General features: G+C 60.0%; 26 protein-coding genes and 1 pseudogene. 10 read left to right on the top strand and 17 right to left on the bottom strand.

Going from position 1 to position 26942, the window contains the following annotated elements; translation table 11 throughout:
* Positions 1–64: 64 nt before the first annotated feature.
* Positions 65–922, top strand: a complete 858-nt coding sequence (locus AB4N47_RS23725) for an SDR family oxidoreductase (RefSeq protein WP_341638175.1) — start codon at positions 65–67, stop codon at positions 920–922.
* 139 nt (positions 923–1061) lie between these two features.
* Here AB4N47_RS23725 and AB4N47_RS23730 read toward each other — a convergent pair whose 3' ends face one another.
* The 6 genes from AB4N47_RS23730 to AB4N47_RS23755 all read right to left on the bottom strand — a co-directional run bounded on the left by AB4N47_RS23730 (position 1062) and on the right by AB4N47_RS23755 (position 6363).
* Positions 1062–1802: a hypothetical protein gene (locus AB4N47_RS23730; protein WP_125927416.1), complete on the bottom strand. Its 741-nt coding sequence runs from the start codon at positions 1800–1802 to the stop codon at positions 1062–1064.
* 65 nt (positions 1803–1867) lie between these two features.
* Positions 1868–2248, bottom strand: coding sequence for a RidA family protein (locus tag AB4N47_RS23735; protein ID WP_014340863.1), 381 nt, complete (start codon positions 2246–2248; stop codon positions 1868–1870).
* A 24-nt stretch (positions 2249–2272) separates the two neighbouring features.
* Positions 2273–4378 (bottom strand): bifunctional GTP diphosphokinase/guanosine-3',5'-bis pyrophosphate 3'-pyrophosphohydrolase, encoded by a 2106-nt coding sequence (gene spoT, locus AB4N47_RS23740; RefSeq protein ID WP_007920338.1) that lies wholly within the window; start codon positions 4376–4378, stop codon positions 2273–2275.
* Between the two features lie 57 nt (positions 4379–4435).
* Positions 4436–4699 carry a DNA-directed RNA polymerase subunit omega gene (gene rpoZ / locus AB4N47_RS23745; RefSeq protein WP_008030604.1) on the bottom strand — a complete coding sequence of 88 codons (264 nt, stop codon included), beginning with the start codon at positions 4697–4699 and terminating at the stop codon, positions 4436–4438.
* 168 nt (positions 4700–4867) lie between these two features.
* Positions 4868–5488 (bottom strand): guanylate kinase, encoded by a 621-nt coding sequence (gene gmk, locus AB4N47_RS23750; protein WP_039757364.1) that lies wholly within the window; start codon positions 5486–5488, stop codon positions 4868–4870.
* An 11-nt stretch (positions 5489–5499) separates the two neighbouring features.
* Positions 5500–6363 (bottom strand): YicC/YloC family endoribonuclease, encoded by an 864-nt coding sequence (locus tag AB4N47_RS23755; protein ID WP_016770639.1) that lies wholly within the window; start codon positions 6361–6363, stop codon positions 5500–5502.
* Between the two features lie 268 nt (positions 6364–6631).
* On the opposite strand from AB4N47_RS23755, the gene rph reads away from it, so the two are divergent.
* The 3 genes from rph to gltS all read left to right on the top strand — a co-directional run bounded on the left by rph (position 6632) and on the right by gltS (position 9326).
* The gene (gene rph / locus AB4N47_RS23760) at positions 6632–7354 is read left to right on the top strand and encodes a ribonuclease PH (RefSeq protein ID WP_024014799.1); all 723 of its coding nucleotides are present in this window, start codon (positions 6632–6634) and stop codon (positions 7352–7354) included.
* 24 nt (positions 7355–7378) lie between these two features.
* Positions 7379–7747: a DUF4870 domain-containing protein gene (locus tag AB4N47_RS23765; protein ID WP_016772541.1), complete on the top strand. Its 369-nt coding sequence runs from the start codon at positions 7379–7381 to the stop codon at positions 7745–7747.
* A 370-nt stretch (positions 7748–8117) separates the two neighbouring features.
* Complete coding sequence (gltS, locus tag AB4N47_RS23770; protein ID WP_341638174.1) at positions 8118–9326, top strand: sodium/glutamate symporter; 1209 nt, start codon at positions 8118–8120, stop codon at positions 9324–9326.
* Between the two features lie 65 nt (positions 9327–9391).
* Here the strand turns inward: gltS and AB4N47_RS23775 are convergent, their stop codons facing one another.
* Positions 9392–10171 carry an exodeoxyribonuclease III gene (locus tag AB4N47_RS23775; RefSeq protein ID WP_016772543.1) on the bottom strand — a complete coding sequence of 260 codons (780 nt, stop codon included), beginning with the start codon at positions 10169–10171 and terminating at the stop codon, positions 9392–9394.
* A gap of 82 nt (positions 10172–10253) precedes the next feature.
* Here AB4N47_RS23775 and pyrE point away from each other — a divergent pair, with 82 nt between their 5' ends.
* Entirely contained in the window at positions 10254–10898 is a 645-nt protein-coding gene (gene pyrE, locus AB4N47_RS23780; RefSeq protein WP_076564544.1) for an orotate phosphoribosyltransferase, read from the top strand.
* 140 nt (positions 10899–11038) lie between these two features.
* Here the strand turns inward: pyrE and AB4N47_RS23785 are convergent, their stop codons facing one another.
* The 6 genes and pseudogenes from AB4N47_RS23785 to coaBC form a co-directional block, all read right to left on the bottom strand.
* Positions 11039–11422: a hypothetical protein gene (locus AB4N47_RS23785; RefSeq protein ID WP_110599844.1), complete on the bottom strand. Its 384-nt coding sequence runs from the start codon at positions 11420–11422 to the stop codon at positions 11039–11041.
* On the bottom strand, positions 11409–11981 hold the full coding sequence (locus tag AB4N47_RS23790) for a hypothetical protein (protein WP_341638173.1): 573 nt from the start codon (positions 11979–11981) through the stop codon (positions 11409–11411). The genes AB4N47_RS23785 and AB4N47_RS23790 overlap by 14 nt, the downstream gene beginning before the upstream one ends.
* A 436-nt stretch (positions 11982–12417) precedes the next feature.
* A complete protein-coding gene (gene argB / locus AB4N47_RS23795) occupies positions 12418–13323 on the bottom strand; it encodes an acetylglutamate kinase (RefSeq protein WP_341638172.1) in 906 nt (301 codons plus the stop codon).
* A gap of 17 nt (positions 13324–13340) precedes the next feature.
* A pseudogene (locus AB4N47_RS23800) lies at positions 13341–14744 on the bottom strand (phosphomannomutase/phosphoglucomutase); the annotation flags it as partial.
* Positions 14745–14983: 239 nt separating this feature from the next.
* Positions 14984–15439: a dUTP diphosphatase gene (dut, locus tag AB4N47_RS23805; protein WP_016772550.1), complete on the bottom strand. Its 456-nt coding sequence runs from the start codon at positions 15437–15439 to the stop codon at positions 14984–14986.
* A gap of 5 nt (positions 15440–15444) precedes the next feature.
* Positions 15445–16653 carry a bifunctional phosphopantothenoylcysteine decarboxylase/phosphopantothenate--cysteine ligase CoaBC gene (coaBC, locus tag AB4N47_RS23810; protein ID WP_016772551.1) on the bottom strand — a complete coding sequence of 403 codons (1209 nt, stop codon included), beginning with the start codon at positions 16651–16653 and terminating at the stop codon, positions 15445–15447.
* Positions 16654–16786: 133 nt separating this feature from the next.
* Between coaBC and radC the strand changes: the two genes are divergently transcribed.
* Positions 16787–17461 (top strand): RadC family protein, encoded by a 675-nt coding sequence (gene radC, locus AB4N47_RS23815; protein WP_016772552.1) that lies wholly within the window; start codon positions 16787–16789, stop codon positions 17459–17461.
* A 91-nt stretch (positions 17462–17552) separates the two neighbouring features.
* Here radC and AB4N47_RS23820 read toward each other — a convergent pair whose 3' ends face one another.
* Positions 17553–19142: an ABC transporter substrate-binding protein gene (locus tag AB4N47_RS23820; RefSeq protein ID WP_122751214.1), complete on the bottom strand. Its 1590-nt coding sequence runs from the start codon at positions 19140–19142 to the stop codon at positions 17553–17555.
* Between the two features lie 446 nt (positions 19143–19588).
* On the opposite strand from AB4N47_RS23820, the gene rpmB reads away from it, so the two are divergent.
* Together rpmB and rpmG are read left to right on the top strand one after the other, a co-directional pair.
* A complete protein-coding gene (rpmB, locus tag AB4N47_RS23825) occupies positions 19589–19822 on the top strand; it encodes a 50S ribosomal protein L28 (RefSeq protein WP_007920377.1) in 234 nt (77 codons plus the stop codon).
* Positions 19823–19833: 11 nt separating this feature from the next.
* Positions 19834–19989: a 50S ribosomal protein L33 gene (gene rpmG, locus AB4N47_RS23830; RefSeq protein WP_016772554.1), complete on the top strand. Its 156-nt coding sequence runs from the start codon at positions 19834–19836 to the stop codon at positions 19987–19989.
* A 162-nt stretch (positions 19990–20151) separates the two neighbouring features.
* On the opposite strand, the gene AB4N47_RS23835 is transcribed toward rpmG, so the two are convergent.
* Positions 20152–20514, bottom strand: coding sequence for a cupin domain-containing protein (locus AB4N47_RS23835; protein ID WP_071172114.1), 363 nt, complete (start codon positions 20512–20514; stop codon positions 20152–20154).
* 236 nt (positions 20515–20750) lie between these two features.
* On the opposite strand from AB4N47_RS23835, the gene AB4N47_RS23840 reads away from it, so the two are divergent.
* Together AB4N47_RS23840 and AB4N47_RS23845 are read left to right on the top strand one after the other, a co-directional pair.
* Positions 20751–22244, top strand: a complete 1494-nt coding sequence (locus AB4N47_RS23840) for an aldehyde dehydrogenase (RefSeq protein ID WP_341638171.1) — start codon at positions 20751–20753, stop codon at positions 22242–22244.
* Positions 22245–22507: 263 nt separating this feature from the next.
* Positions 22508–23653, top strand: a complete 1146-nt coding sequence (locus AB4N47_RS23845; RefSeq protein WP_341638170.1) for an MFS transporter — start codon at positions 22508–22510, stop codon at positions 23651–23653.
* Between the two features lie 104 nt (positions 23654–23757).
* On the opposite strand, the gene AB4N47_RS23850 is transcribed toward AB4N47_RS23845, so the two are convergent.
* Positions 23758–25326, bottom strand: a complete 1569-nt coding sequence (locus AB4N47_RS23850; RefSeq protein ID WP_150742914.1) for a phospholipase D family protein — start codon at positions 25324–25326, stop codon at positions 23758–23760.
* A gap of 61 nt (positions 25327–25387) precedes the next feature.
* Complete coding sequence (locus tag AB4N47_RS23855; protein WP_341638169.1) at positions 25388–26809, bottom strand: aminotransferase-like domain-containing protein; 1422 nt, start codon at positions 26807–26809, stop codon at positions 25388–25390.
* Between the last annotated feature and the right edge of the window lie 133 nt (positions 26810–26942).

Genomic DNA, 26942 nt, shown 5'->3' on the forward strand with positions numbered 1-26942 from the left:
CTTCATTGCTAGCCGTTCGTCCTGTGCCAGAGCTAGTCTGTGCCTTTCTGATGGGAGTTTTCTGATGTCCGCGCCTTCTGTTTTGATTGCCGGTTGTGGTGATGTCGGCAGTCGTCTGGCCACGCAATTGCTGGCGGCTGGCTGGCAAGTCCATGGCCTGCGCCGCGACGTTTCCAAGCTGCCGGAGGGTGTCATCGGCGTCGCCGGTGATCTGTTCAACGAAGAATGCCCGGCGACCTGGCCGGTGGGTGCCGTGGATTATCTGGTGTATTGCGCTGCGGCCACCGATCACGACGAAGAGGGCTATCGCAAAGCTTATGTGCAGGGTTTGCAGAATGTGCTGAGCTGGCTGGGTGACTATGGGCAAGTGCCCGAGCGGCTGATCTTCGTGTCGAGCAGCAGCGTGTACGGCCAGCAGGATGGAGCATGGGTGGATGAGACCTCCGAGACGGTCGCGGCCGGTTATTCAGGTCGCTTGATGCTCGAGGCCGAGCAGGTCGCGCTCAATAGCGGCATTCCGGCAAGTGTGCTGCGGCTGACCGGCATTTACGGCCCGGGCCGCGAGTGGCTATTAACCCAGGTGCGTCGTGGTTATCGCGTGGCGATTGATCCGCCGCTGTATGGCAATCGGATTCATGCCGATGATGCGGCGGGGCTGCTGGCGTTCTTGCTGGAAAAAGACCGCGAGGGCGTCAAGCTGGACCAGCTCTATATCGGTGTGGATGACGCGCCGGCACCGTTGGCTGAGGTGGTGGGCTGGTTGCGCGAGTATCTGGGCGTGACTGAATGGGCGGACGACGCCAGTGTGCGGCGCACTGGCAGCAAGCGTTGCAGCAATGCGCGGGCGAAAGCGTTGGGCTGGGTGCCGAAGTATTCGAGTTATCGCGAAGGCTATGCAGCGATTCTTGAAGGTAAGTGCTGAATTTTCAGCAACACAAAAACCACTGTGGGAGCGAGCCTGCTCGCGAATGCGGTATGTCAGTCATTATCAGTTGACTGACCCACCGCGTTCGCGAGCAGGCTCGCTCCCACATTTGATCTTCTGAGATTTCGGAGGCAGGTTACTGCTTCTCCAGCAACCACTTGCGCTCACCTGCGGCGAACTGCGGTTGCTCATCCGCCAGCGCAGCGTTCACTGCCTGCAGAATCTCCAGCTCCTTGCCCTTGCGCACAAAGATCCAGTTGTTGCCCTGGCCATTGAGTTGCAGCCACATGCTGTCGTTGCCATTGCTCATGGACGCGCAATCGCCGGCCAGACACAAGGCATAACGATCAACGCCCGGCAGGCCGGTCACCTGGCCGTCGGCCTGGAACTGCACGGTGCCGCCTTCACCCTGGCCGCTGGCGATGGTCCAGTTGCCGCCCAGATACGCTGAATACAGAGCGCGTTCGAAGCTCGCACCGATTGGTGCGCCTTCCGGCACCGGGATCTGTGCGCGATCGAAAAGCTGCTCGGGCTCGTTGTCGCTGGCAGCTTGCTGCAAACGTCCACCGTCGCGTTTCAGTTCGCTGGCGGAGCTGCCATAGAAGTCGACTTTCCAGGCGCCGGACTCTTCGCCCAGCAGCCGTCCTTCGACGTTCTCAAAACCGTTGGTGTAGCGGGCCTGACCGGCCTTGGTGTTGACATCCCATTCCAGATTCGGGCCGTAAGCCTGCAGCGCTTCACGCAGGGGACCGCCCTTGGCGGCGGCATCGATCGCCACCTGGTTGATCCAGGTGCCGCTGATGTCACGGTCGGCAGGGTCGCTGGCGCAGCCGCCGAGAAACAGGGCGAGCAGCGAGAGAGCTAGCGCTTTGCGCATGGTGGAATCCTTTCAAAACCTTTTCTTGCAGCAGTCGGCGCGGCGTGAAGGCCGCGCCGTGCGCATCACTCGATGACCAGAATGGCATCCATTTCAACCTGCGCACCCTTCGGCAGGGCGGCCACGCCAATGGCGGCGCGGGCAGGGTATGGCTGGTCGAAGTACTTGCCCATGATCTCGTTGACCTTGGCGAAGTGGCTCAGGTCGGTGAGGAAGATGTTCAGTTTGACGATGTCCTTGAACGAACCGCCGGCGGCTTCGGCCACGGCTTTGAGGTTCTCGAAGACCTGGACGGTCTGGGCTTCGAAGCCTTCGACCAGTTCCATGGTTTTCGGGTCCAGAGGAATCTGGCCCGACATGTAAACGGTGTTGCCTGCCTTGATCGCCTGGGAGTAAGTGCCGATGGCGGCCGGGGCCTTGTCGCTGGTGATGACGGTTTTGGTCATGTAGGACTCCTTGTAATAGGCAGGTTATGCACGCATGCGGGTGATGCGGATCACCCCGGTCAAAGCGCGCAGTTTCTTGATCACGCGGGCCAGGTGCACACGGTCGTGAACGCTGACCACCAACTGCACGACGCTGATGCGACCATCGCGTTCGTCCATGCTGATTTTCTCGATGTTGCCGTCGGCCGCGTTGACGCTGCTGGCCAGCAGGGCGATCAGGCCACGCTGATGTTCCAGCTCGACCCGCAGCTCGACGTTGAATTCGCCGGTGACATCCTTGGCCCACGAGAGCTGGATGCATTTTTCCGGGTTGTGCCTGATTTCGCTGATGTTGCGGCAGTTGTCCAGGTGCACGACCATGCCTTTGCCCGCCGACAGGTGCCCGACAATCGGGTCGCCCGGGATCGGCGTGCAGCACTTGGCGTAGCTGAGCACCAGGCCTTCGGTACCGCGAATTGCCAGCGGACCTTCCGGGCTCGGCAGCTGCTCGCCTTCGCCAAGCAGGCGGCGGGCGACCACGTAGGCCATGCGGTTGCCCAGGCCAATGTCTTCGAGCAGGTCTTCGATCAGTTCGAGGCGGTACTCGGTAAGCATTGCCTTGACGCGCTCTGCCGGGATCTTCTCCAGCGAGCTGTCGAAACCGTTGAGCACCTTGTTCAGCAGGCGTTCGCCGAGGCTGATGGACTCGGAGCGGCGTTGTAGCTTCAGCGCATGACGAATGTGCGTGCGTGCCTTGCCGGTAACCACAAAGTTGAGCCACGCCGGGTTCGGCCGTGCGCCGGGGGCGCTGACGATTTCGACCGTGGAGCCGCTTTGCAGCGGTTCGGACAGCGGCGCGAGACGACGGTTGATGCGGCAGGCGATGCAGCTGTTGCCGACATCTGTGTGCACTGCGTAGGCAAAGTCGACCGCCGTGGAGCCTTTTGGCAGCTCCATGATCCGGCCTTTGGGCGTGAACACGTAGACCTCGTCCGGGAACAGGTCGATCTTCACGCTTTCGATGAATTCCAGCGAGTTGCCGGCGCGTTGCTGCATTTCCAGCACGCCTTTGACCCACTGGCGGGCGCGTGCGTGCGTGCCTTTCGGCTGCTCGTCGCCGCTGGATTTGTACAGCCAATGGGCGGCGATGCCGTTGTTGGCCATTTCTTCCATTTCGCGGGTGCGGATCTGGATCTCGATCGGTACACCGTGCATGCCGAACAGCGTGGTGTGCAGCGACTGATAGCCGTTGGCCTTGGGGATCGCGATGTAATCCTTGAAGCGTCCTGGCAACGGTTTGTACAAATTATGCACAGCACCCAATACGCGGTAGCAGGTATCGACCTTGTCGACGATGATCCGGAACGCGTAGACGTCCATGATTTCGTTGAAGGCCCGACGCTTGCCGCGCATTTTCTTGTAGATGCCGTAGAGGTGTTTCTGTCGACCGCTGACTTCGCCCTGGATGCCGTCGATGGCGAGGCAGTGACCAAGGGATTCTTCGATCTTGTTGACGATTTCCTTGCGGTTGCCCCGGGCGCGTTTGACCGCTTGGTAGATCCGCGCGGAACGCATCGGGTGCATGGCCTTGAAGCCGAGGTCTTCGAATTCGATGCGGATCGCGTGCATGCCCAGCCGGTTGGCGATGGGTGCGTAGATCTCGAGGGTTTCCTTGGCGATGCGCCGGCGCTTTTCGCCGGACAGCACTTCCAGCGTGCGCATGTTGTGCAGACGGTCGGCGAGCTTGACCAGGATCACCCGGATGTCGCGCGCCATGGCCATGGCCATTTTCTGGAAGTTTTCCGCCTGGGCTTCGGCCTTGGTCTCGAAATTCATCTGGGTCAGTTTGCTGACCCCGTCGACCAGTTCGGCCACGGTTTCACCGAACTGCGCTTGCAGCGCTTCCTTGGCGATACCGGTGTCTTCGATCACGTCATGCAGCATCGCGGCCATCAGGCTCTGATGGTCCATGTGCATGTCGGCAAGAATATTGGCCACGGCAAGAGGATGCGTGACATACGCCTCGCCGCTGCGACGGCGTTGACCGTCATGGGCTTGTTCGGCGTAGAAATACGCTCGGCGGACCAGGTTGACCTGGTCGTTGCCGAGGTAGGTCGATAAGCGATCGGCGAGGGCGTCTATGCTCGGCATGATGATTCCTGCCGAAAGCTGTGACCCCGCGCCGTGCTACGTCGACCAGGCATAGGCTTAGACGGCCTCGTTCGACTCGTCCTCGAACGCTGCGAACAGCGGTTCATCCTGGACGATTTCCTGCTCGGCGATGAACTCGTAGCTCATCAGGCCTTCAGCAATTTCACGCAGCGCGACAACGGTCGGCTTGTCGTTTTCCCACTGCACCAATGGCTCTTTGCCGCCGGTGGCCAGTTGACGGGCACGCTTGGTAGAGAGCATGACCAGCTCAAAGCGGTTTTCCACGTGTTCTAGGCAGTCTTCAACGGTTACGCGGGCCATGGTATTCCTCGGAGCGAATGCAATATGCGCGCTGCCCGGTTGGGCGAGCGGACTGAGCAGTTTAAAAAATCACCAGCGATTAGGGAAGCGCTGATTTTTTGACCAGACCCTTCAACGCGCTGCAAGCACCAATGTAAAGCGCTTGCAGGCGTTTTGGGAAGTGCTGTTTCAGCCGAGCAATTCAGCCAGTAATTTGCCGAAACGCACTTGCTGGCGTTTCTGTTGCAGCTGATTGGCGCGGAAAATCGCTTTCAGATCGTCCAGCGCGTGGGCGAAATCGTCGTTGATGATCAGGTAATCGTAATCGACGTAATGGCTCATCTCGCTGACCGCTTCGCGCATGCGGCCGTCGATGATCTCGTCGCTGTCCTGGCCGCGGTTGGTCAGGCGCTGGTGCAGGGCTTGCAGCGATGGCGGCAGGATGAAGATCGAGCGCGCTTGCGGCATCAGCTTGCGCACTTGCTCGGCGCCTTGCCAGTCGATTTCCAGAATCAGGTCGTGACCTTCGTCCAGGGTTTGCTGCAGGCGGCTTTGCGAGGTGCCGTAGAAGTTGCCGAAGACTTCGGCGCGTTCAAGGAAGTCGCCGTGCTCGCCCATCTTCACGAACTCTTCGCGGGTCACGAAATGGTAGTTCACGCCATCCACTTCGCCCGGGCGCATGGCGCGGGTGGTGTGCGAAACGGAAACGCGAATCTCCGGATCGGCGTCGGTCAACGCCTTGACCAGACTGCTCTTGCCCGCGCCCGATGGCGCGGAAATGATGTACAGGGTGCCGGTGTGTTGGGTCATGTCAGGTAGCCTTACTCAATATTCTGCACTTGTTCGCGCATCTGCTCGATCAACACCTTGAGGTTGACGGCGGCCTGGGTGCTGCGCGGGTCGAAGGCTTTGGAGCCCAGTGTGTTGGCCTCGCGGTTGAGCTCCTGCATCAGGAAGTCCAGACGCCGCCCGGCGGCACCACCGGACTTGAGCACCCGGCGAACTTCGATGATGTGAGTGCTCAGGCGATCCAGTTCTTCGGCCACGTCGCTTTTTTGCGCGAGGATGACCATTTCCTGTTCCAGGCGCTGCGGGTCGAGCTCGGCCTTCATGTCGGCGAAGCGGTCGAGGACCTTCTGGCGCTGGGTGGCGAGCATCTGCGGCACCAGTTCTCGCAGGGTCACGACGTCTTCTTCGATGGACGTCAGGCGGTCGTTGATCAAGCGAGCCAGCTCCGCGCCTTCGCGCTCGCGGCCAGCCTTCAGATCCTTCAAGCCCTGATTGAACAGCGCCAGCGCTTCGGCGTTCAGCGCTTGCGGGTCGGTCGCATCGGCCACCAGCACGCCGGGCCAGGCCAGCACTTCCAGCGGATTCAGCGCGGCGGGATTCTTGATCAGCCCGGCCACGGTTTCCGCAGCGGCCACCAGTTGCGCGGCGCGCTCGCGGTCCACTTGCAGCGGTTTGCCGGTGCTTTCTTCGGTGAAGCGCAGCGTGCATTCCAGTTTGCCCCGCGACAGGCCCTGACGCAGCGCTTCACGTACGGCGCCCTCGAGGTCGCGAAACGATTCGGGCAAGCGCAGGTGCGGTTCCAGATAGCGGCTGTTGACCGAGCGCAGTTCCCAGCTCAGGGTGCCCTGAACGCCGGCTTTCTCGACGCGGGCGAAGGCGGTCATGCTGTGCACCATGGCGGTGACCTCGCAATGCAGATCGGCGCGAAACGCTGTTTCGCAGGCGCGATTTCAATGAATTTAAGCCGACTGGCAGCAAAGGCGCAGGATTGTAGCGCAGTGCGGCGAATGCGCCCAAACACACGGTGTGACAAAGCGCTGCAGCCCGTCGGTTATGCGCGCTTGAGGGGCTTCGGTCGTCGGCCGGCGGTTTTAACCAGTGCCCACTCGCGGTGCAGCACTCTATAATGCTCGGCAGTTTTCCGTCCTCAGTACAGGTATCCCTATGAAACGTCCAAGTGGTCGCGCTGCCGATCAGCTCCGCTCGATCCGCATCACCCGCAACTACACCAAACACGCCGAGGGATCCGTACTGGTCGAATTCGGTGACACCAAAGTCATCTGCACTGTCAGCGTCGAGAACGGCGTGCCGCGCTTCCTCAAAGGCCAGGGCCAGGGCTGGTTGACTGCCGAGTACGGCATGCTGCCACGCGCCACCGGCGAGCGTAACCAGCGTGAAGCCAGTCGTGGCAAGCAGGGCGGTCGTACTCTGGAAATCCAGCGCCTGATCGGCCGTTCCCTGCGCGCAGCGCTGGACATGTCCAAGCTCGGCGACGTGACCCTGTACGTCGATTGCGACGTGATCCAGGCCGATGGCGGTACTCGCACCGCGTCCATCACCGGCGCCATGGTTGCGCTGGTCGATGCCCTGAAAGTGATCAAGAAGCGCGGCGGCCTGAAAGGCGGTGACCCGCTCAAGCAGATGATCGGTGCGGTCTCGGTCGGCATGTACCAAGGCGAGCCGGTGCTGGATCTGGACTATCTTGAAGATTCTGCAGCTGAAACCGACCTGAACGTGGTGATGACCAGCACCGGCGGCTTCATCGAAGTGCAGGGCACCGCTGAAGGCGCGCCGTTCCAGCCTGATGAGCTCAATGCCATGCTGGAACTGGCCAAGCAGGGCATGAACGAAATCTTCGAATTGCAGAAGGCTGCGCTGGCCGACTGAGATTTTGACCACAAGGAGGACGTGATGAGTGACGAGCAAGAGTTGCTGCCCAAACCGAGCCAGGAGGTTCGTCAGTGGGCGATGTTCTGTCACTTGTCCGCCTTGCTGGGGATCTGGATTCCGTTCGGCAATCTGATCGGGCCGCTGATCCTTTGGCAGATGAAGCGCGAGAAGGACCCGTTCATCGATGCACAGGGCAAAGAAGCACTGAATTTTCAGATCACGGTGGCGATAGCCTCGATGATCTGCTTCCTGCTCATGCTGCTGATCATTGGTTTCTTCCTCTTTGGCTTGCTGGCGATAGCGGCACTGGTCCTGACGATCATTGCAGGGGTCAAAGCCAACGAAGGTTTCCCGTACAGATATCCGTTCACTTGGCGACTGATCAAGTAACAGTCTGTTGTATCGCAATATGAGAATGCCCCGGCTTATCGGGGCATTTTTATTTGTGCAACTCAATAATTGGTTTTTGTTGTAGGACTAGTCTGTTGTCGATGTGCGGTTTGGCATTTATTTATTGATATTTCTCCATTACATCTTTGGTCACAACTGATCGAGCAAGTGCTTATTCCCGTTCTTGTTATTGACGCGAGCGGGTTGTTAAAGTTGCCCGATGCAATGTTTCGATTGAAACATTTCGATATGTTCAAGCCATCGATGGCACTTGAATTCCCCAGTAATCAGTGTTGATAAAATCAGCCGGTTCACCCGTCGAGCCCAGGTAAACGCTCGCCTCGTGAATACTTAGCCAAGAATAATCCACATGATTGAGCTCGATTTCTACGGCACGCTCGTGGCCGCTTCTTTAGTACTACTGCTCGGACGCGGGCTTGTTACGCGTGTCGGCTTTCTGCGAAGTTACAATATCCCTGAACCGGTAGCGGGCGGCCTGGTGGTGGCCGTGCTCCTGTTGATATTGCGCACTTTCGATATTGAAGTCCGCTTTGATACATCATTGCAAACACCGTTGATGTTGGCTTTCTTCGCCACGATTGGCTTGAGCGCGGACCTCGCCAGCCTGAAAAAGGGTGGCCGCGTTGTCGGCGTCTTTCTGCTGGCGGTCATTGGCTTGCTGGTGGTGCAGAACGCCATGGGCATCGGGTTGGCGACCCTGCTCGGGCTCGATCCGTTGATGGGCTTGCTCACGGGCTCGATCACGTTGGCCGGCGGCCACGGTACTGGCGCTGCGTGGGGCGCGGTGTTCAGCGAGAAATATGGCCTGGCGTCGGCTTCGGAGCTGGCGCTGGCCTCAGCGACGTTCGGTCTGGTGCTTGGTGGTCTGATCGGTGGGCCCGTCGCGCGGTTGCTGATCAAGCGCGTGCAAGTGCCAGGTTGCAATCCGCAACAAGCGCCGCGACTGCCAAGAGGTTTTGAACAGCCGAACAAGGAACGCTCGATCACGCCGTTTTCTTTCGTCGAAACGCTGGCGCTGATTGCCGTCAGCCTGCTCGCTGGCAATCTTTTGAATGGTTTGCTGCAAGGCACTGCTTTCGAGCTGCCGACGTTTGTTTGCGTGCTGTTTGTGGGTGTGGTTTTGCGCAACAGTCTGTCAGCGCTTGGCTTGTATCAGGTATTCGAGCGCGAAGTTTCCGTGCTCGGCAATGTCAGCCTCTCGCTGTTTCTGGCAATCGCGCTGATGTCGCTGAAGTTGTGGGATCTGGCGGCCCTGGCATTGCCGATCTTCATCATTCTGGCCGTGCAGGCTCTGGTCATGGCGCTGTTCGCGATTTTCGTAACGTTCCGGGTGATGGGCGCCAACTACGATGCCGCAGTGCTGGCTGCGGGACATTGCGGCTTCGGTCTGGGCGCCACGCCGACGGCGATTGCCAACATGCAAGCGGTGACGCAGCGCTATGGGCCATCGCAGATCGCGTTTCTGGTGGTGCCGATGGTAGGAGCGTTCTTCATCGATATCGTCAACGTCATTGTGATCAAGCTGTACCTGACCTTGCCATTCTTCGCTGCCGTCTAGAAAGCACGGCGCATAAAAAATGCCCGCATCTCACGATGCGGGCATTTTTTTGGCTGCGAGGACGCTTAGATGGTCAGCGTCCAGTCGTAGTCGACGATCAACGGCGCGTGCTGCGAAAACCGTGGCTGACGCGGCAGGCGTGCACTGCGCACCGAGCGACGCAGGCCCGGGGTCAGGATCTGATAATCGAAACGCCAGCCCAGATTGAGCATCTCGGCCTGTTCGTTATCCGGCCACCAGCTGTACTGATCGCCTTCACGACTGACTTCGCGCAGCGCATCGACATAGCCCATGTTGCCGACAATCTCGTCCATCCAGGCGCGTTCCGGCGCCAGGAAGCCTGGAGATTGCTGGCTGTCGCGCCAGTTCTTGATGTCGAGTTTCTGCTGCGCAACGTACAGCGAGCCACAATAAATGTACTCGCGACGTTTGCGTCGCTGTTTGTCCAGGTACTTGCCGAAATCGTCCATGAGCTTGAACTTCTGGTTCAAGTCCTCATCGCCGTTCATCCCCGAAGGAAACAGCAAGGTGGCAATACTGACTTTGTCGAAATCTGCTTGCAGGTAGCGCCCGTAGCGGTCGGCCGTCTCGAAACCGAGACCGCTGATGACAGCCTTCGGTTGCAACCGCGAATACAAAGCCACGCCGCCTTGGGCAGGGACTTCAGCATCGCAGGCATAAAGGAAGTAGCCATCCAGTTGGAAGGCTGGGTCATCCAGTTCAAAGGCGGAGGCACGGGTGTCCTGCAGGCAGATGACGTCGGCATTCTGGGCTTGCAGCCAACTGAGCAAACCGCGCTCGACTGCCGCCTGAATACCATTGACGTTCACACTGATGATCCGCATAAATGGCCCCAAAAATCGCGTGCGTGTATGATACACGGCGTCAAGCTAATTAGCTAAATCCGTGGTATTTGGGGTTTTTTTCATGCAAGCGTATCAGCGCGATTTCATTCGTTTTGCCATCGATCGCGGCGTTTTGCGCTTCGGTGAGTTCACCCTGAAGTCCGGGCGCACCAGTCCCTACTTCTTCAATGCCGGCCTGTTCAACTCCGGTTCGGCCTTGGCGCAGCTGGGACGTTTTTACGCCGCAGCCATCGCCGAAAGCGGCATCTCCTTCGATGTCCTGTTTGGCCCGGCCTACAAAGGCATCCCGCTGGCAGCAACCACTGCCGTTGCGCTGGCCGAGCATCACGACCGTGACCTGCCGTGGTGCTTCAACCGCAAGGAAGCCAAGGCCCACGGCGAAGGCGGCAGCCTGGTCGGCGCACCGTTGACTGGCGACGTCTTGATCATCGACGACGTGATCACCGCCGGCACCGCCATTCGTGAAGTGATGCAGATTATTGCTTCCCAGGACGGCGCCAAGGCTGCCGGTGTGCTGATCGCACTGAACCGCCAGGAGCGTGGCAACGGCGAGTTGTCGGCCATCCAGGAAGTCGAGCGTGACTTCGGCATTCCGGTGATCAGCATCGTCTCGCTGAATCAGGTGCTGGAGTTCCTTGCCGACGATCCGCAGCTCAAGCAGCATCTGCCAGCCGTGGAGGCGTACCGCGCGCAATTTGGCGTGTGACCAATGTGGGAGCCAGCCTGCTCGCGAATGGCCGCCACACTGAACGATGTGAGGCGAATACCGCTTTCGCGAGCAGGCTCGCTCCCACAATAAGAAGACCCGGTTCAGGCAGGCTGAACCGGGTCTTTTTTTGTTGGCGATCAACGCAGATTTCGCCATTTCATCAGCAGTCTCAGCGCCAATGCAGCGTTCACTAGCGCAAACACCAGCAGCGCTACAACCACCATCACGTACAACGTGCGATCCACATCGAAATCCCAAAGGTCCAGCGTGCTGCTGCGCATGATCCCGACTGCTGCCGGCAAGTTAACGTAAAACAGCGCCACGAAAGCGCACGTCAATGGCAATGCTCGCCAGTAGAAAGCAGCCATCACCTTGTCTCGACTGCGCTTGCGGGCCTGCGAACCTTTTTGAAATTCATCCTCAGCCAGCGCTTCATTGAGCGCCGGCCACGCCAGATTGAACATGAACGTGGTCAGGGTCAGCAGCAGGCCACTGACCGCGACGATGTCACTGAACGGCATTCAGACCCAGCGTTGCACAGAGCAATGCGTGGGAATCTTCGCTGATCTCGAATTGCCCGGCGCTGCCCTTGCGTTTGGTGATGGGTTTGAAGGTCGGCTCGTTCTGGGTGATGAGCATGTTCAATTCATCGCGGATCACGTCCGAGCTGATCACCACCAGAAACACGTTTTGCGCATGCTCGGCGGACTGGATTACGGCGCGCATGCTGTGCTGCAGGATGTCGTCGAGCTGGTTGCGAAAACGCGAAACGGTGTTTTTCAGCAGGGTTTTGCTTTGGCTCTGGGTCAGCTGAAAGATTGTCGAGATCTGCGATTCGGTCGGCAGGGTTTGCCCGAAGTAACTCTGAATCAGATACAGCAGGCGATCCTGCTTGGCTTCGTCGGCCCGGCTGGGCATGCCGCCCTCGACCAGCATTTTCAGGTATTCGGTCAGGCTGGCTTTGGCGATGCGCTCCAGCGCATGGGCGATTTCGTCGTCGCCGATGCGCAAGGTCTTTTTCACCGGTTCCTTCTGTTCCTGCTCGAAAGCGTCAGCGTCGATCGTGAACGAGATCTGCATGAGTCGCCGCTCCGGTTATTTGTCGCTGGCGGCTGGGTAGGGATCCTGGGGTGCATCTCCCTGGCCGGTGAGCACTTTCCAGCCCTTGAGTGGGTGAGAGGCTTCGGTGAAGTCAGGGCAGGGCGGCATCGAAGTCTGCGAAGGGGCTGAATACTCTCGGCCGCAGTCCACACAGGCGTAGGTGCCAGCTGAAATGTCACTGCCGTAAGGAACGCTGTTTTTTTGCATGGGAAGATCTCCGTTGGATGAGGGGAAGATCCTATGGAGATTTATTCTGAAGGGATGTCGGACGTTTCGCTGTGTGGAGTCAGGCTTTTCCTGCGCACAAAAAAAGATCGCAGCCTTCGTCAGTTCCTGCAAAAGCGGATTCTCGCGTGTGCGAAATCCCTGTAGGAGCTGTTGAAGGCCGCGATCTTTTCCTTTCAGCTATTAGCGATCAAGGACGCTTGCGATTGCTGATCAGCGTGCCCACGCCGGTATCAGTGAAGATTTCCAGCAGAATCGCGTTCGGCACACGACCGTCGATGATCAACGAGCTGCCAACCCCACCCTGAACCGCTTCCAGTGCGCAGCGGATCTTCGGCAGCATGCCGCCGTATATCGTGCCGTCGGCAATCAGATCGTCGACCTGCTGCGTGCTCAGGCCGGTCAACACGGTGCCCGACTTGTCCATCAGGCCGGCAATGTTGGTCAGCAGCATCAGCTTTTCAGCTTTCAGTGCTTCGGCAACCTTGCCCGCCACCAGATCGGCGTTGATGTTGTACGACTCACCGTTCTCACCGACGCCAATCGGTGCGATGACCGGGATGAAGTTGCCTTTGACCAGCAGGTTCAGCAGTTCGGTGTTGATGCCGACGACTTCGCCAACGTGGCCGATGTCGATGATTTCCGGCTGGGTCATCGCCGGGTTCTGGCGGGAGACGGTGAGCTTCTTCGCCCGGATCAGCCCGGCATCTTTACCGGTCAGGCCGATGGCGCTGCCGCCATGGCGGTTGATCAGGTTGACGATGCTTTTGTTGACCTGACCGCCAAGGACCATTTCCACCACGTCCATGGTCGCCGCGTCGGTGACGCGCATGCCGTCGACGAAATGGCTTTCGATCGACAGGCGCTTGAGCAGATCACCGATCTGCGGGCCGCCACCGTGCACGACCACCGGGTTGATGCCCACGGCTTTCATCAGCACGATGTCGCGGGCGAAGCCGGTTTTCAGCTCCTCGCTTTCCATCGCGTTGCCGCCGTATTTGATCACCAGGGTCTTGCCGACATAGCGTCGGATGTAAGGCAGCGCTTCGGACAGGACCTTGGCAGTGTTGGCGGCGGCTTCGCGTTCGAGGGTCATTCAGGGCTCCGGGTGGATCAGAACGGTAGTTGGAGATCAGGTGCAACGCGTTTCAGTTGGGCGTGGAACACATCCTTGATGCGCTGCAATTCAGCCTCGTCATCGGCCTCGAAGCGCAGCACCAGCACCGGTGTGGTGTTGGACGCGCGCACCAGGCCCCAGCCTTTGGCGTAATCGACCCGCACGCCGTCGATGGTGGTCAGGCCGGCGCCTTCGCCCCACTGAGCATCGTGCAGTGCATCAATGATGCTGAATTTGCTCTCTTCGGTCACATGGATATTGATTTCCGGCGTGGAAATATCGTTCGGGAAGGTCGCAAACAGCTCTTCCGCAGTGGATTTTTCCTTGCTGAGGATCTCCAGCAGACGTGCGGCGCTGTAGATGCCGTCGTCGAAACCGAACCAGCGCTCCTTGAAGAAAATGTGCCCGCTCATTTCGCCGGCCAACAGCGCGCCGGATTGCTTCATTTTCTTTTTGATCAACGAGTGACCGGTCTTCCACATTAGCGGCCGACCGCCGTATTCCTTGATCAGCGGCACCAAACGGCGAGTGCATTTAACGTCGAAGATGATTTCCGCGTCCGGGTTACGCGCCACTACGTCGCGAGCGAACAGCATCAGCAGACGATCCGGGTAGACGATACTGCCGGTGTTGGTCACCACGCCGACGCGGTCGCCGTCACCGTCGAAGGCCAGGCCGATATCGGCGTTGGTTTCCTTGACCTTGGCGATCAGGTCGACAAGGTTTTCCGGTTTGCCCGGGTCCGGGTGATGGTTAGGGAAGTTGCCGTCGACTTCGCAGAACAGCGGGATGACTTCGCAGTTCAGCGCTTCGATCAGTTGCGGGGCGATCACGCCGGCCGCGCCGTTGCCGCAGTCGACCACGACTTTCAGGCGACGAGCGAGTTTGATGTCCTGGACGATTTCGGTGTTGTAGCGGTCGAGGATTTCGACTTGGGTGACGCTGCCCTGGCCAGTGCTCAGGTCGTTGTTCTTGATGCGCTCGTGGAGCACCTGAATCTGCTCGTTGGCGAGGGTGTCGCCGGCGATGACGATTTTGAAACCGTTGTAGTTCGACGGATTGTGGCTACCGGTGAGCATTACCCCGGACTTGCCGGCCAGCACGTTGGCGGCGTAATACAGCGCTGGCGTTGGCACCAGACCGACATCGCTGACGTGGCAACCGCTCTCGGCGATGCCGCGAATGAGTTCCGCGACCAGCTCCGGGCCGGACAGGCGGCCGTCGCGACCGACCGACACATTCGGTTCGCCCTGGGCCAGGCTCTGCGAGCCGATGGCACGGCCGATCCAGTAGGCGGTTTCGCCGTTGAGGAATTCCGGCACGGTGCCACGAATGTCGTAGGCGCGGAAAATGCTGTCAGGTAGCGTCGGGGCGATCTTGGCGGGGGTGCTCATCTGTGGACATGCTCCATCTCGAAAAGGGCGGGACAGGCCGGCGAAAGATTCGACGGCAGGCTCAAACTGAAGGGTATGACGGCGTTTTCCACAGAGAGTTCGTGCTATGAAAGGGCCATGACGCCCCGGCTGGCGTGGCTTTCGGCCGGCAAAACCTTGATTTATGGTGTTAAAACCTGCTGCCGATGTAGCGCATTTTTTGTGGTGAGGGGATAAACCCCCTCACCACAATATTTTCTATCCGGTTATTTGGTGCCGGTATGGCCAAAACCACCGGTACCGCGCTCGGTCTCGACAAACTCTTCAACCATTTCGAAATGCGCCTGCACCACCGGTACCAGCACCAATTGCGCCAGGCGTTCGCCCACGGTCATGGTGAAGTCGCTCTGGCCGCGGTTCCAGCAGGAAACCATCAGCGGGCCCTGGTAATCGGAGTCGATCAGGCCCACCAGATTGCCCAGCACGATGCCGTGTTTGTGGCCCATGCCCGAGCGCGGCAGGATCAGCGCGGCGAGATTCGGGTCGCCGATATAGACCGACAGGCCGGTGGGAATCAGCACGGTTTCACCCGGTTTGATCACGATGTCCTGTTCCAGCATGGCGCGCAGGTCGAGGCCGGCGGAGCCCGGAGTGGCATATTGCGGCAGCGGGAATTCGGTGCCGATGCGTGGATCGAGGATCTTGGCTTGCAAAGCGTGCATGTAAATTAAACCTGGTTCAGACGTTCGGCGATAAAAGTGACCAGTTGACGAGCGATCTTGCTCTTGCTGGTCTGGGCGAAAACCGTGGCGTGCAGCTCACGGTCGATGACGCTGCAGGCGTTTTCTTCGCTGTTGAAACCGATGCTCGGGTTGGCGACGTCGTTAGCGACGATCAGATCGAGATTCTTGTCCTTCAGCTTGCGTGCAGCGTAGTCGAGCAGGTGTTCGGTTTCGGCAGCGAAGCCGACACTGAACGGACGGTCGGGACGGGTCGCGATGGTGGCAAGGATGTCCGGGTTGCGCACCATTTGCAGGACGAAGCCGTCACCGCTCGTAGGATCTTTCTTGAGTTTATGCGGGGCGACGACTTCCGGGCGGTAGTCCGCCACCGCTGCCGACGAGATGAAAACGTCACAAGGCATGGCCGATTCGCAGGCGGCGAGCATGTCGCGGGCGCTGACCACATCGATCCGCGTCACGCGATCAGGCGTCGGCAAGTGCACCGGGCCGCTGATCAAAGTGACACGGGCGCCGGCTTCCACGGCTGCTTCGGCGAGGGCAAAGCCCATTTTTCCCGAGCTGTGGTTGGTGATGTAGCGCACCGGGTCGATGTTTTCCTGGGTCGGGCCGGCGGTGATCACCACATGCTTGCCGGTCAATGCCTGGCGCTGGAAGCAATCGGCGGCGAGCAGTGCCAGATCGGTGGCTTCCATCATGCGGCCCATGCCGACGTCGCCGCAGGCCTGGCTGCCCGAGGCAGGGCCGAAAGTCTTCAGGCCACGGCTCTCCAACAGTTGCAGGTTGGCCTGGGTCGCCGGGTCGCGCCACATCGCCTGGTTCATCGCTGGCGCGACAGCAACCACGGCGTCGGTGGCCAGCACCAAGGTTGTCAGCAGATCGTTGGCGATGCCTTGGGCCAGACGGGCGATCAGGTCGGCGGTGGCCGGGGCGATCAGTACCAGATCGGCCCATTTCGCCAGCTCGATATGGCCCATGGCGGCTTCGGCGGCAGGGTCGAGCAAGTCGAGGTGAACCGGGTGGCCCGACAGGGCCTGCATGGTCAGCGGGGTAATGAATTCGGCGCCGCCATGGGTCATGACCACGCGCACTTCGGCACCCTGGTCGATCAGGCGGCGAACCAGATCGGCGCTCTTGTAGGCCGCAATGCCGCCGCCGACGCCCAGAACGATGCGTTTCCGATACAGCCGCTGCATAGGTCTGCCTTTCATTTCGTTGATGACGGCGGCGCGATACCCCTCCCCAGGGTTGAATCGACCGCCAAAAAGATGGGCTACGATATCACAGCGACCGCTACGGAACAGCGGCGCCCACAGACAAGGAGGTGCTATGAGTATTCGCGATTGGCCGGCGGCGGAACGGCCGCGGGAAAGGCTGTTGGAACACGGCGCAGGGAGTCTTTCGGACGCTGAGTTGTTGGCGATTTTTCTGCGCACCGGATTGCCCGGAAAAAGCGCTGTCGACCTTGCCAGACATCTGCTGACGCAATTCGGTGGCCTGCGTTTGCTGCTTGAGGCCGATCAGGACGCATTCAGCAAACAAATGGGCCTCGGCCCGGCCAAGTTCGCCCAGCTGCAAGCCGCGCAGGAAATGAGCAAGCGCCATCTGGCCGAGCGCTCACGACAAAAGCCGGCACTGGAGAACCCTCAGGTCGTCCGCGATTACCTCAAGGCGATGCTGCGGCACGAGCCGCACGAGGTGTTCGGCTGCCTGTTTCTCGATTCAAAGCATCAGGTGCTGAATTTCGAGGCGCTGTTTCGCGGCTCGATCGACAACACCAGCGTGCACCCCCGGGAAGTGGTGAAGCGCGCGCTGGCCAATAACGCTGCAGCGGTGATCCTCTGTCACAACCACCCGTCCGGCAACACCGATCCGAGTCAGGCCGATCGGCTGCTGACCAAGCGCCTGCAGAAAGCGCTGGAGCTGATTGACGTGCGAGTGCTCGATCACTTCATCGTCGGAGACGGCGAACCGCTGTCGATGGCGGAGTGTGGCTGGATGTAAAAGAGCAGCGGCAAGCCTCTAGCTGCAAGCGGCAAGCTGGAGCCGCGCGTGGAGTGCTCTAGCTTGCCGCTTGCCGCTTGCCGCTTGCCGCTTAGGGCTTGAGGCTGATCTTGGAATAATCCTGCCGGCCGAACGGGCTGACGGAATAACCCTGAACATCCTTGCGCGTCAAAGCGTAGGCCGTCGGGTGCGCCAGTGGCAGCCACAACGCCTGCTGCTGGATCTGTGCCTGTGCCTGTTCATACAGCTTGGTGCGCACGCCTTGCTCGCTGGTGGTCTTGCCGGCGCTGATCAGCTTGTCCAGATCGGCGTTGCAGTACCGCGCGAAGTTGGTCCCGGACTTCACTGCTGCGCAGGAAAACTGCGGAGTGAGGAAGTTGTCCGGGTCGCCGTTGTCGCCGGCCCAGCCCATGAACAGCAGATCATGCTCGCCGGCCTTGGCGCGACGAATCAGCTCGCCCCATTCGATCACACGAATTTCTGCCTGGATGCCGATCTCGGCCAGATCCGACTGCAGCATCTGCGCGCCGAGGCTTGGGTTCGGGTTGAGCAGGCTGCCCGACGGACGCGTCCAGATTGTGGTCTGGAAGCCATCCTTCAAGCCGGCCTTGGCCAGCAGCGCCTTGGCCTTGGCCACGTCGTGCGGATAGCCTGGCAGGTTCTTCGCGTAGCTCCAGGTGTTCGGCGGGTACGGGCCGTTGGCCGCTTCGGCGGTGTCTTCGAACACGGCTTTGATGTAGTTGGCCTTGTCGAAAGCGAGGTTGATCGCCTGGCGCACTTCCGGCTTGTCCAGTGGCGGATGCTGGCTGTTGATGCCCACGAAAGCGGTCATGAACGCGTCAGTCTTTTCGACTTTCAGCGTCGGCTCCTTCAGCGCAGCCTGTACGTCCAATGGTTTTGGCGACAGGGCAATCTGGCATTCATTGCGCCGCAGCTTTTGCAGGCGCACGTTGGCGTCCGGCGTGATGGCGAAAATCAACGGGTCGACGGCAGGCTTGCCACGGAAATAGTCCGGATTGGCCTTGTAGCGAATCGCCGCGTCTTTCTGGAAGCGATTGAACACGAACGGGCCGGTGCCGATCGGCTGGCTGTTGAGTTTGTCGGTGGCGCCGGCCTTCATCAGTTTGTCGGCATATTCGGCGGAATAGATCGAGGCGAAACCCATGCTCAGCGTCGCGAGGAAGGTCGAATCCGGATGGTCGAGGGTAAAACGCACGGTCAGCGGGTCGAGGGCGTCGATCTTCTTGATCAGGGTCGGCAGTTGCATCGACTGCGCATGGGGGAAGCCGCTCTGGGCGACTTTGTGCCACGGGTTGGCCGGGTCGAGCATGCGGTCGAAGCTGAACTTGACGTCTTCGGCACTCAGCTCGCGGCTCGGCTTGAAATAATCGGTTGTATGAAATTTCACCTGCGGGTGCAGCTTGAACACGTAGGTTAGGCCGTCGGTGCTGACTTCCCAGCTATCGGCGAGGCTCGGGATGACCTTGCCACTGGCGGTGTCGAAATCCACCAGGCGGTTCATCAGTACGTCAGCCGAAGCATTGGTGGTGGTCAGCGAGTTGTACTGCACCACGTCGAACCCTTCGGGACTGGCCTCGGTACACACGCTCAACGCGGCGGCCTGGGCGAGGGGGCTCAGCAACAGCGGAGCGAGTAACAGGGGTAGGGCAGCGAGGCGCATGGTCGGTTTCCTTTACAGATCGAAGGCCCATCTGCAAGTGCAGTCTGGAAAAGTCCTACCCTAGAGCTCTGAATTGCAAATGACTATCCCCTTTTTGCATTTTCAGGCGCACTCTTGCGCGGTTTCGAGCGTGGGCAGCCAGATGAAAAGTCTGAATCGGCTGTAGGGCGGGATTTCTGCGACGAGTGGTCAAAACTGGCCGCAGCCTTTGTCCAAGGCGTCTGCGGCGGAAAAAATCGCCCTTTTGCCGATTGATTGCACACCGATTGTTGTTGCACCCCGGTCTTTCTGGTATAAAGCAGCGCTCTTTTCTAGGGGCCCGGTTCCTTCACTGTAGGTGTAGCCGGTAAGACCTCTAAAGAAACGCGGCGCCTGGCGCCAAATGACTGAGAGATTAAGCGGCCAACCCATGCCGGGTTGGGCATGTGGTTTTAGAGGGCTGAGGCATGTCGAGAGTATGTCAAGTTACCGGTAAGGGTCCGGTGACTGGGAATAACATTTCCCACGCAAACAACAAAACCCGTCGTCGTTTCCTGCCGAACCTGCAGCATCACCGCTTCTGGGTTGAAGAAGAGAAACGTTTTGTGCGTCTGCGCGTATCTGCCAAAGGCATGCGTATCATCGACAAGCGTGGCATCACTGTCGTGCTCGCCGAACTTCGCCGCGATGGCAAGATTTAAGGGAGCTAATCATGCGTGAATTGATTCGTTTGATCTCGAGCGCCGGTACTGGTCACTTCTACACTACCGACAAGAACAAGCGTACTACCCCGGACAAAATCGAGATCAAGAAATATGATCCGGTTGTTCGCAAGCACGTGATGTACAAGGAAGGCAAAATCAAGTAATTGATTTTTCCTGACTGCGAAAAAAGGCCCGTATCGTGAGATACGGGCCTTTTTTGTTTGCCGTGGATTTGGTGTTGCCTGTCCTGCGCTCCCACAATGGAATGCGTTCGAATGTGGGAGCGAGCCTGCTCGCGAAGAGGCCGGTGAAATCAGCGCAAAGACTCAAGCCTTCTGTTCAAAGATCACATAAACCTTGCGGCAAGCCTCCAGCACTTCCCAGGTTCCGCGAAACCCCGCCGGAATCACGAAGCGATCACCAACGCGCAAGGTCTTGGCATTGCCATCGCTGTCACGCAATACCGAAACCCCCTGCAGAATCTCGCAGTACTCATGCTCGGTGTAATTCACCGTCCACTGACCCACCGCGCCTTCCCACACACCCACGCCCATTTGCCCACAAGGGCTTTCGTATTGATGAAACACCGCCTGCTCAGGATCGCCCTTTAGCACTTTCGCCGGGTCCGGCCGATAGCGCTCGGCTTCGCTGCTGGCGAGGCTGATGTCGACGACGTTCTGGATGTTCATTGTTGTTTTCTCCGCTAGTGACGGCGCATTGGCTGGAATGGGCCAAAGTCTATGTTTATTAAAATGAACACCGCAAGGCCGTATGGCCAGCTTATGTCAAATATATTGAAACAAACCCGGTCGCTGGTTTAGGGTGGCGGGTGCCTCGGGCCGAAAGTGCAGGCTGGCCGGGCAGAATTCTTGAACAGCGCCGCAGTGCTTGCGGTGCTCGTATTCAATAAGAGGAGGACACCCGAATGACCACCCTGACTCGTGCCGACTGGGAACAACGCGCCCGCGATCTGAAAATCGAAGGCCGCGCCTTCCTGAATGGCGAATACACCGACGCCGTTTCCGGCGAAACCTTCGAATGCATCAGCCCGGTCGATGGCCGCCTGCTCGGCAAGATCGCCAGCTGCGACGCCGCCGATGCTGACCGTGCTGTAGAAAACGCCCGCGCCACCTTCAACTCCGGCGTCTGGTCGCGCCTGGCGCCGACCAAACGCAAAGCCACCATGATCCGCTTCGCCAGCCTGCTGAAACAGCACGCCGAAGAACTGGCACTGCTGGAAACTCTCGACATGGGCAAGCCGATAAGCGATTCGCTGTACATCGACGTGCCGGGCGCGGCGCAGGCGCTGAGCTGGAGCGGAGAGGCGATCGACAAGATCTACGACGAAGTCGCCGCGACTCCACATGATCAACTGGGGCTGGTGACTCGCGAGCCGGTAGGCGTGGTCGGCGCTATCGTGCCGTGGAACTTCCCGCTGATGATGGCTTGCTGGAAACTCGGCCCGGCGCTGTCGACCGGTAACTCGGTGATCCTCAAGCCGTCGGAGAAGTCGCCGCTGACCGCCATCCGCATCGCTGCGCTGGCCATTGAAGCCGGGATTCCCAAAGGCGTGCTCAACGTGCTGCCGGGCTATGGCCACACCGTCGGCAAGGCGCTGGGTCTGCACAATGATGTCGACACGCTGGTGTTCACTGGTTCGACCAAGATTGCCAAGCAACTCATGGTCTATGCCGGCGAATCGAACATGAAGCGCGTCTGGCTGGAAGCCGGCGGCAAGAGCCCGAACATCGTCTTCGCCGATGCGCCGGATCTGCAGGCCGCCGCTGAATCCGCCGCCAGCGCCATCGCCTTCAACCAGGGCGAAGTGTGCACCGCCGGTTCGCGCCTGCTGGTCGAGCGTTCGATCAAGGACAAATTCCTGCCAATGGTGATCGAGGCGCTGAAAGCCTGGAAGCCGGGCAATCCGCTGGACCCGGCGACCAACGTCGGTGCGCTGGTCGATACCCAGCAGATGAACACCGTGCTGTCGTACATCGAATCCGGCCATAGCGATGGCGCCAAACTGGTCGCCGGCGGCAAGCGCATCCTCCAGGAGACCGGTGGCACTTACGTCGAGCCAACCATTTTCGATGGTGTGAGCAACGCGATGAAGATTGCCCAGGAAGAGATTTTCGGCCCGGTGTTGTCGGTGATCTCTTTCGACAGCGCCGAAGAAGCCATCCAGATCGCCAACGACACGCCATACGGTCTGGCCGCAGCGGTGTGGACCCAGGACATCTCCAAGGCGCACCTGACCGCCAAGGCCTTGCGCGCCGGTAGCGTGTGGGTCAACCAGTACGATGGCGGCGACATGACCGCGCCGTTCGGTGGCTTCAAGCAGTCGGGCAACGGTCGCGACAAATCGCTGCATGCCTTCGACAAGTACACCGAGCTGAAGGCGACGTGGATCAAGCTGTAAGGCGCTGATGGGAGCCCGCTCACTCCGGGCTTCCTGACCAAACAGAGATCCCCTGTGGGAGCGAGCCTCTGTGGTGAGGGGATTTATCCCCGTTCGGCTGCGAAGCAGTCGCTAAACCATTGCACGCGATGTACCTGGTACATCGTGGTTGCAGGTTTTGGGGCCGCTGCGCGACCCAACGGGGATAAATCCCCTCGCCACAGGGGCTCGCTCCCACAGTGTTTTGGTTGAAAACAAAAAGAATATCCACAGGAGCGTGGAACATGCGGTGGGCGACGTATTTCGCCGTGTTGGCGTCTGTCTTGAGTGTCGGTCTGGCCCTGGGGGTCAGCATGCCGCTGGTGTCGTTGCGTCTGGAGGGCTGGGGCTACGGCTCGTTCGCCATCGGTGTGATGGCGGCGATGCCGGCAATAGGCGTGCTGCTCGGGGCGAAGATTTCCAGCCATCTCGCCGCGTATTTCGGCACGGCGAACCTGATGCGTCTGTGCCTGTGGGCCGGGGCATTGTCGATCGGCCTGCTGGCGCTGCTACCGAGTTACCCGATCTGGTTGCTGCTGCGCCTGCTGATCGGGGTGATCCTGACCATCGTGTTCATCCTCGGCGAGAGCTGGATCAATCAACTGGTGGTCGAGCAGTGGCGCGGGCGTCTGGTAGCGCTGTATGGCAGCAGCTATGCGCTGAGCCAACTGTCTGGTCCGTTGCTGCTGGGGGCGCTCGGTACCGAGCATGATTACGGTTTCTGGGTCGGGGTCGGCCTGCTCACGCTCTCGCCCCTTCTGCTGCTGGGGCGCAGCGGTGCGCCGAGCAGTGAAGCCAACAGCGTGACCTTTGGTGATCTGTGGGGCTTCGCCCGCGAGTTGCCGGCGATTGCCTGGGCGGTGTCGTTGTTCGCCGCCTTCGAAGCGATGATTCTGACGCTGCTGCCGGTGTACTGCCTGCAACAGGGGTTCACCGCCGAAATCGCGCTGGCCATGGTCAGTACCGTGGTGGTCGGCGATGCGCTGCTGCAATTGCCGATCGGCGCATTGGCTGATTACCTGTCCCGGCGCACGCTGTTCGCCGGATGCGCGGTGGTGTTGATGCTGTCGAGTCTGGCCATTCCGATGTTGCTCGACACGCTGCTGATCTGGCCGTTGTGGGTGCTGTTCGGCGCCAGTGCCGGCGGCTTGTTCACCCTGTCGCTGATTCTGATTGGCGAGCGTTATCGAGACGATGCGCTGGTTCGCGCCAATGCGCATATCGCGCAGTTGTGGGGTGTCGGTTGTCTGGTCGGGCCGTTGGCGGCAGGGGCGGGCGGTCAGTGGATCAATGGGCATGCGTTGCCACTGTTGATGGCGGCGGGGGCGTTTGGCCTGGTGCTTTTGTTGTTGCGCCAAGGGGCCTTTGGCACAACGGCGGAAGCAGCCTGAGCGCATTCTTGTGGGAGCGAGCCTGCTCGCGAAAGCGGTGCACCAGTCAGCTCATTTGCTGGATGTGAAACCGTTTTCGCGAGCAGGCTCGCTCCCACAAAGGATTACAACATCCGCTCCAGGCCAACGCTGGTGCTGAACCATGAGTTGAAGCGCCGCCACCAGCTCCCCGGTTCCTTGGTCAGGGTATGCATCTGGCCGTTGTCTTCGGTGACCCAGACGACCTTGCCGTCCTCGAGTTTCGCCTGATAACTCAAGGTCGGCGCCATGCCTTGCAGTGCCAGTGCGCGGACGTGTTCGGCCAGTTCCGGGCTGTCCACGAGCACGCCGACTTCGGTGTTCCACAGCACCGAGCGCGGGTCGAAGTTGAACGAGCCGATAAACGATTTGCGCCGGTCGAAGATCATCGCCTTGCTGTGCAAACTCGAATCCGAACCGCGAAACGACTTGCTGTAGAACACTCGCGGCCCGCTGCCGTAGTTATCCCCAGGCTGGCGGCGCAGTTCATAGAGTTTCACGCCGTGTTCAAGCAGCGCCTTGCGATAGGGCGCGTAACCGCCATGCACCGCCGGAACGTCAGTGGCCTCCAGCGAATTGGTCAGCAGACTTACGGAGACCCCGGCATCGGCGCGCCCGGTCAGGTAGACCAGCCCCGGCTGGCCGGGCACGAAGTACGCGGAAATCATGATCAGCTCTTTGCTGACACCGGTCAGTTCCGGCGCCAGTTGTGTGGTCAGCAACAGATGCGGATCGGGTTCGCCCTTGGACAGGACCTTGCTCGGTGCATCCCATAGTGCCTGGTTCCAGGCCCAGATCAGCTCCTTGCGCCAGATGTCCATGCGCGGGTCGGTGGTGAATTTCATCAACTGTTGATACAGCGCGTGGTTCTGCTTGCGGGTTTCTTCCAGCGATTCTTCCAGGCGCGTGCGCGTGTTTTGCAGGTCGACGGCGGTCGGTTGGCTGGAGAGGAATTCGTCGATCGGCTTGCTCAGCGCGCTGTTCCAGTACTGGTCGAAACTGTGCCCGAGCTGCTCGGCCACCGGGCCGATGCTGAGCATGTCGATGTCGGTGAAATTCAGGTTGGCTTCGGCATCGAAATATTCATCGCCCAGATTGCGCCCGCCGACGATGGCCGCGCTGTTGTCCGCCAGCCACAACTTGTTATGCATGCGCCGGTGCTGCACGGACAGATTGAACAGTCGCCCGGCCGCGCGTGTTACGCCGGTGCTGCGCCCGAGATGCAACGGATTGAACAAACGAATCTGGATCTGCGGATGTGCCGCAAGGGTCGCGATGATCTGGTCGAGGCCGTCGCTGGTGGTGTCGTCGAGCAGGATGCGCACGCGCACGCCACGGTCGGCCGCCTTGAGCACTTCCTCCACCAGCATTCGCGTGCTGATGCCGTCATGGACGATGTAGTACTGCAAATCGAGGCTGACCTGCGCATGACGAATCAGCTCGGCGCGGGCGGTAAATGCCTCGCCGCTGTCGGAGAGCAGGCGAAACCCCGACTGCCCTTTGTAGGGCGCGGCCTGAGCCTGAATCGAACGGCCGAAGCTGGAGTCCGACGCCGGCAGGGCCTGGCTTGGTTCGCGCGGCACATCAAGGCTGGCGCAGCCGCTGAGGAACGAGGCGAGTATCAGTAAAGCGAGTAAGGGCTGTCTGAAGCTCACGTAGGGTCGTTCCGGTTGGCGGCTGAGGTCGGCATTTTGGACGCCGGGTGCGCAAAAAAGGTCAGTCGGTCTCAGCGAGTAATTTGATTGCCGCATCGCCGACCTTGCGCACCGCTTCTTCGATCTGCGCTGTTGGTTTGGCAGCGTAGTTCATCCGCAGACAATTGCGGTACTTGCCCGAGGCGGAAAAGATGCTGCCGACAGCAATCTGTACGCCCTGATCGTGCAGCGCGCGATTCAGCTTCAGCGTGTCGAAACCTTCCGGCAGCTCCACCCAGAGCATGAAGCTGCCCTGCGGGCGACTGGCGCGGGTGCCGGCCGGGAAATAGCGCGTCACCCAGTCGATCATCGCGTCACGATTGCGCTGGTACTGCATGCGCATACGCCGCAAGTGCGGCTCGAAATGGCCGGCCTTGATGAATTCGGCGATGGCGATCTGCGGTTGCGGCGCGGTGGATCCGGTACTGATGTATTTCATGTGCAGCACCCGCTCGAGATATCGGCCCGGCGCCACCCAGCCGATGCGCAGCCCCGGCGCCAAGGTTTTGGAGAACGAGCTGCACAGCAACACGCGGCCGTCTTCATCGAAGGATTTGATCGTGCGCGGGCGCGGGTAGGTATAGGCCAGTTCGCCATACACATCGTCTTCAATGATCGCCACGTCGAAACGCTGGGCGAGCGTCAACAGCGCGCGTTTGCGCGACTCGGGCATCACGTAGCCGAGCGGGTTGTTGCAGTTGGGGGTGAGCTGAATGGCCTTGATCGGCCACTGTTCCAGCGCCAGTTCAAGGGCGTCGAGGCTGATCCCGGTGAGCGGGTCGGTGGGAATCTCCAGGGCTTTCATGCCCAGGCCTTTGAGGGTCTGCATGGCGCCGTGGAAACTTGGCGAGTCCACCGCGACGATGTCGCCCGGCTCGCAGATCGCGTGGATGCTGGTGGACAGCGCTTCGTGGCAGCCAGTGGTGATCACCAGATCGCTGGCGCTCAACTGGCAGCCGGAATCGAGCATCAGCCGTGCGATCTGTTCGCGCAGTTCGAGGTTGCCGTGGATGTTGTCGTAATACAGACCGGGCATGTCCTGCCGCCGGCTGATTCGCGCCAGTCCGCGCAGCAGCGGCTTCATGGTCGGCGAGCCGACATCGGGCATGCCACGGCCCAATTGCACGACGTCCTTGCGCGGTACCGCGCGAATGAGTTCCAGCACCTGATCCCATTGCGAAATCTCTACCGGCCGTTGCGCGGGGCGGCCTACTGCGGGCAGCTCCGGCAACTCGCGGCCGACTGGGACAAAGTAGCCAGACTTGGGTTTCGGCGTGGCGAGGCCGCTGTCTTCAAGCACGCGATAGGCCTGCTGCACCGTGCTCAAACTGACTCCGTGCTCGACGCTCAAGGCGCGCACCGACGGCAAGCGATCGCCAGGACGATAGAAGCCTTGTTCGATGCGGGTGCCGAGCAATTCGGCGAGGTTTACATACAGAGTCATGGCAGCCTCGGTGCGTCTTGGTGGAAACCAGTACAGATGCGGAAAAAATCAATCATTCAGTCAGCAAATTGGCAAATCTGTATGGAGTTAATACAGGTTCGTTGAGTCTGTAATGGTTTTGCTCGCCCGCGCA

The sequence above is a fragment of the Pseudomonas sp. S3_G06 genome (genome assembly GCF_054667565.1).

What these genes read in the sequence shown, in the direction of transcription:
- AB4N47_RS23725 (WP_341638175.1), top strand. Translation starts at nt 65, where the DNA reads ATGTCCGCGCCTTCTGTTTTGATTGCCGGTTGTGGTGATGTCGGCAGT.
- AB4N47_RS23730 (WP_125927416.1), bottom strand. Translation starts at nt 1,802, where the DNA reads ATGCGCAAAGCGCTAGCTCTCTCGCTGCTCGCCCTGTTTCTCGGCGGC.
- AB4N47_RS23735 (WP_014340863.1), bottom strand. Translation starts at nt 2,248, where the DNA reads ATGACCAAAACCGTCATCACCAGCGACAAGGCCCCGGCCGCCATCGGC.
- spoT (WP_007920338.1), bottom strand. Translation starts at nt 4,378, where the DNA reads ATGCCGAGCATAGACGCCCTCGCCGATCGCTTATCGACCTACCTCGGC.
- rpoZ (WP_008030604.1), bottom strand. Translation starts at nt 4,699, where the DNA reads ATGGCCCGCGTAACCGTTGAAGACTGCCTAGAACACGTGGAAAACCGC.
- gmk (WP_039757364.1), bottom strand. Translation starts at nt 5,488, where the DNA reads ATGACCCAACACACCGGCACCCTGTACATCATTTCCGCGCCATCGGGC.
- AB4N47_RS23755 (WP_016770639.1), bottom strand. Translation starts at nt 6,363, where the DNA reads ATGGTGCACAGCATGACCGCCTTCGCCCGCGTCGAGAAAGCCGGCGTT.
- rph (WP_024014799.1), top strand. Translation starts at nt 6,632, where the DNA reads ATGAAACGTCCAAGTGGTCGCGCTGCCGATCAGCTCCGCTCGATCCGC.
- AB4N47_RS23765 (WP_016772541.1), top strand. Translation starts at nt 7,379, where the DNA reads ATGAGTGACGAGCAAGAGTTGCTGCCCAAACCGAGCCAGGAGGTTCGT.
- gltS (WP_341638174.1), top strand. Translation starts at nt 8,118, where the DNA reads ATGATTGAGCTCGATTTCTACGGCACGCTCGTGGCCGCTTCTTTAGTA.
- AB4N47_RS23775 (WP_016772543.1), bottom strand. Translation starts at nt 10,171, where the DNA reads ATGCGGATCATCAGTGTGAACGTCAATGGTATTCAGGCGGCAGTCGAG.
- pyrE (WP_076564544.1), top strand. Translation starts at nt 10,254, where the DNA reads ATGCAAGCGTATCAGCGCGATTTCATTCGTTTTGCCATCGATCGCGGC.
- AB4N47_RS23785 (WP_110599844.1), bottom strand. Translation starts at nt 11,422, where the DNA reads ATGCCGTTCAGTGACATCGTCGCGGTCAGTGGCCTGCTGCTGACCCTG.
- AB4N47_RS23790 (WP_341638173.1), bottom strand. Translation starts at nt 11,981, where the DNA reads ATGCAGATCTCGTTCACGATCGACGCTGACGCTTTCGAGCAGGAACAG.
- argB (WP_341638172.1), bottom strand. Translation starts at nt 13,323, where the DNA reads ATGACCCTCGAACGCGAAGCCGCCGCCAACACTGCCAAGGTCCTGTCC.
- dut (WP_016772550.1), bottom strand. Translation starts at nt 15,439, where the DNA reads ATGCACGCTTTGCAAGCCAAGATCCTCGATCCACGCATCGGCACCGAA.
- coaBC (WP_016772551.1), bottom strand. Translation starts at nt 16,653, where the DNA reads ATGCAGCGGCTGTATCGGAAACGCATCGTTCTGGGCGTCGGCGGCGGC.
- radC (WP_016772552.1), top strand. Translation starts at nt 16,787, where the DNA reads ATGAGTATTCGCGATTGGCCGGCGGCGGAACGGCCGCGGGAAAGGCTG.
- AB4N47_RS23820 (WP_122751214.1), bottom strand. Translation starts at nt 19,142, where the DNA reads ATGCGCCTCGCTGCCCTACCCCTGTTACTCGCTCCGCTGTTGCTGAGC.
- rpmB (WP_007920377.1), top strand. Translation starts at nt 19,589, where the DNA reads ATGTCGAGAGTATGTCAAGTTACCGGTAAGGGTCCGGTGACTGGGAAT.
- rpmG (WP_016772554.1), top strand. Translation starts at nt 19,834, where the DNA reads ATGCGTGAATTGATTCGTTTGATCTCGAGCGCCGGTACTGGTCACTTC.
- AB4N47_RS23835 (WP_071172114.1), bottom strand. Translation starts at nt 20,514, where the DNA reads ATGAACATCCAGAACGTCGTCGACATCAGCCTCGCCAGCAGCGAAGCC.
- AB4N47_RS23840 (WP_341638171.1), top strand. Translation starts at nt 20,751, where the DNA reads ATGACCACCCTGACTCGTGCCGACTGGGAACAACGCGCCCGCGATCTG.
- AB4N47_RS23845 (WP_341638170.1), top strand. Translation starts at nt 22,508, where the DNA reads ATGCGGTGGGCGACGTATTTCGCCGTGTTGGCGTCTGTCTTGAGTGTC.
- AB4N47_RS23855 (WP_341638169.1), bottom strand. Translation starts at nt 26,809, where the DNA reads ATGACTCTGTATGTAAACCTCGCCGAATTGCTCGGCACCCGCATCGAA.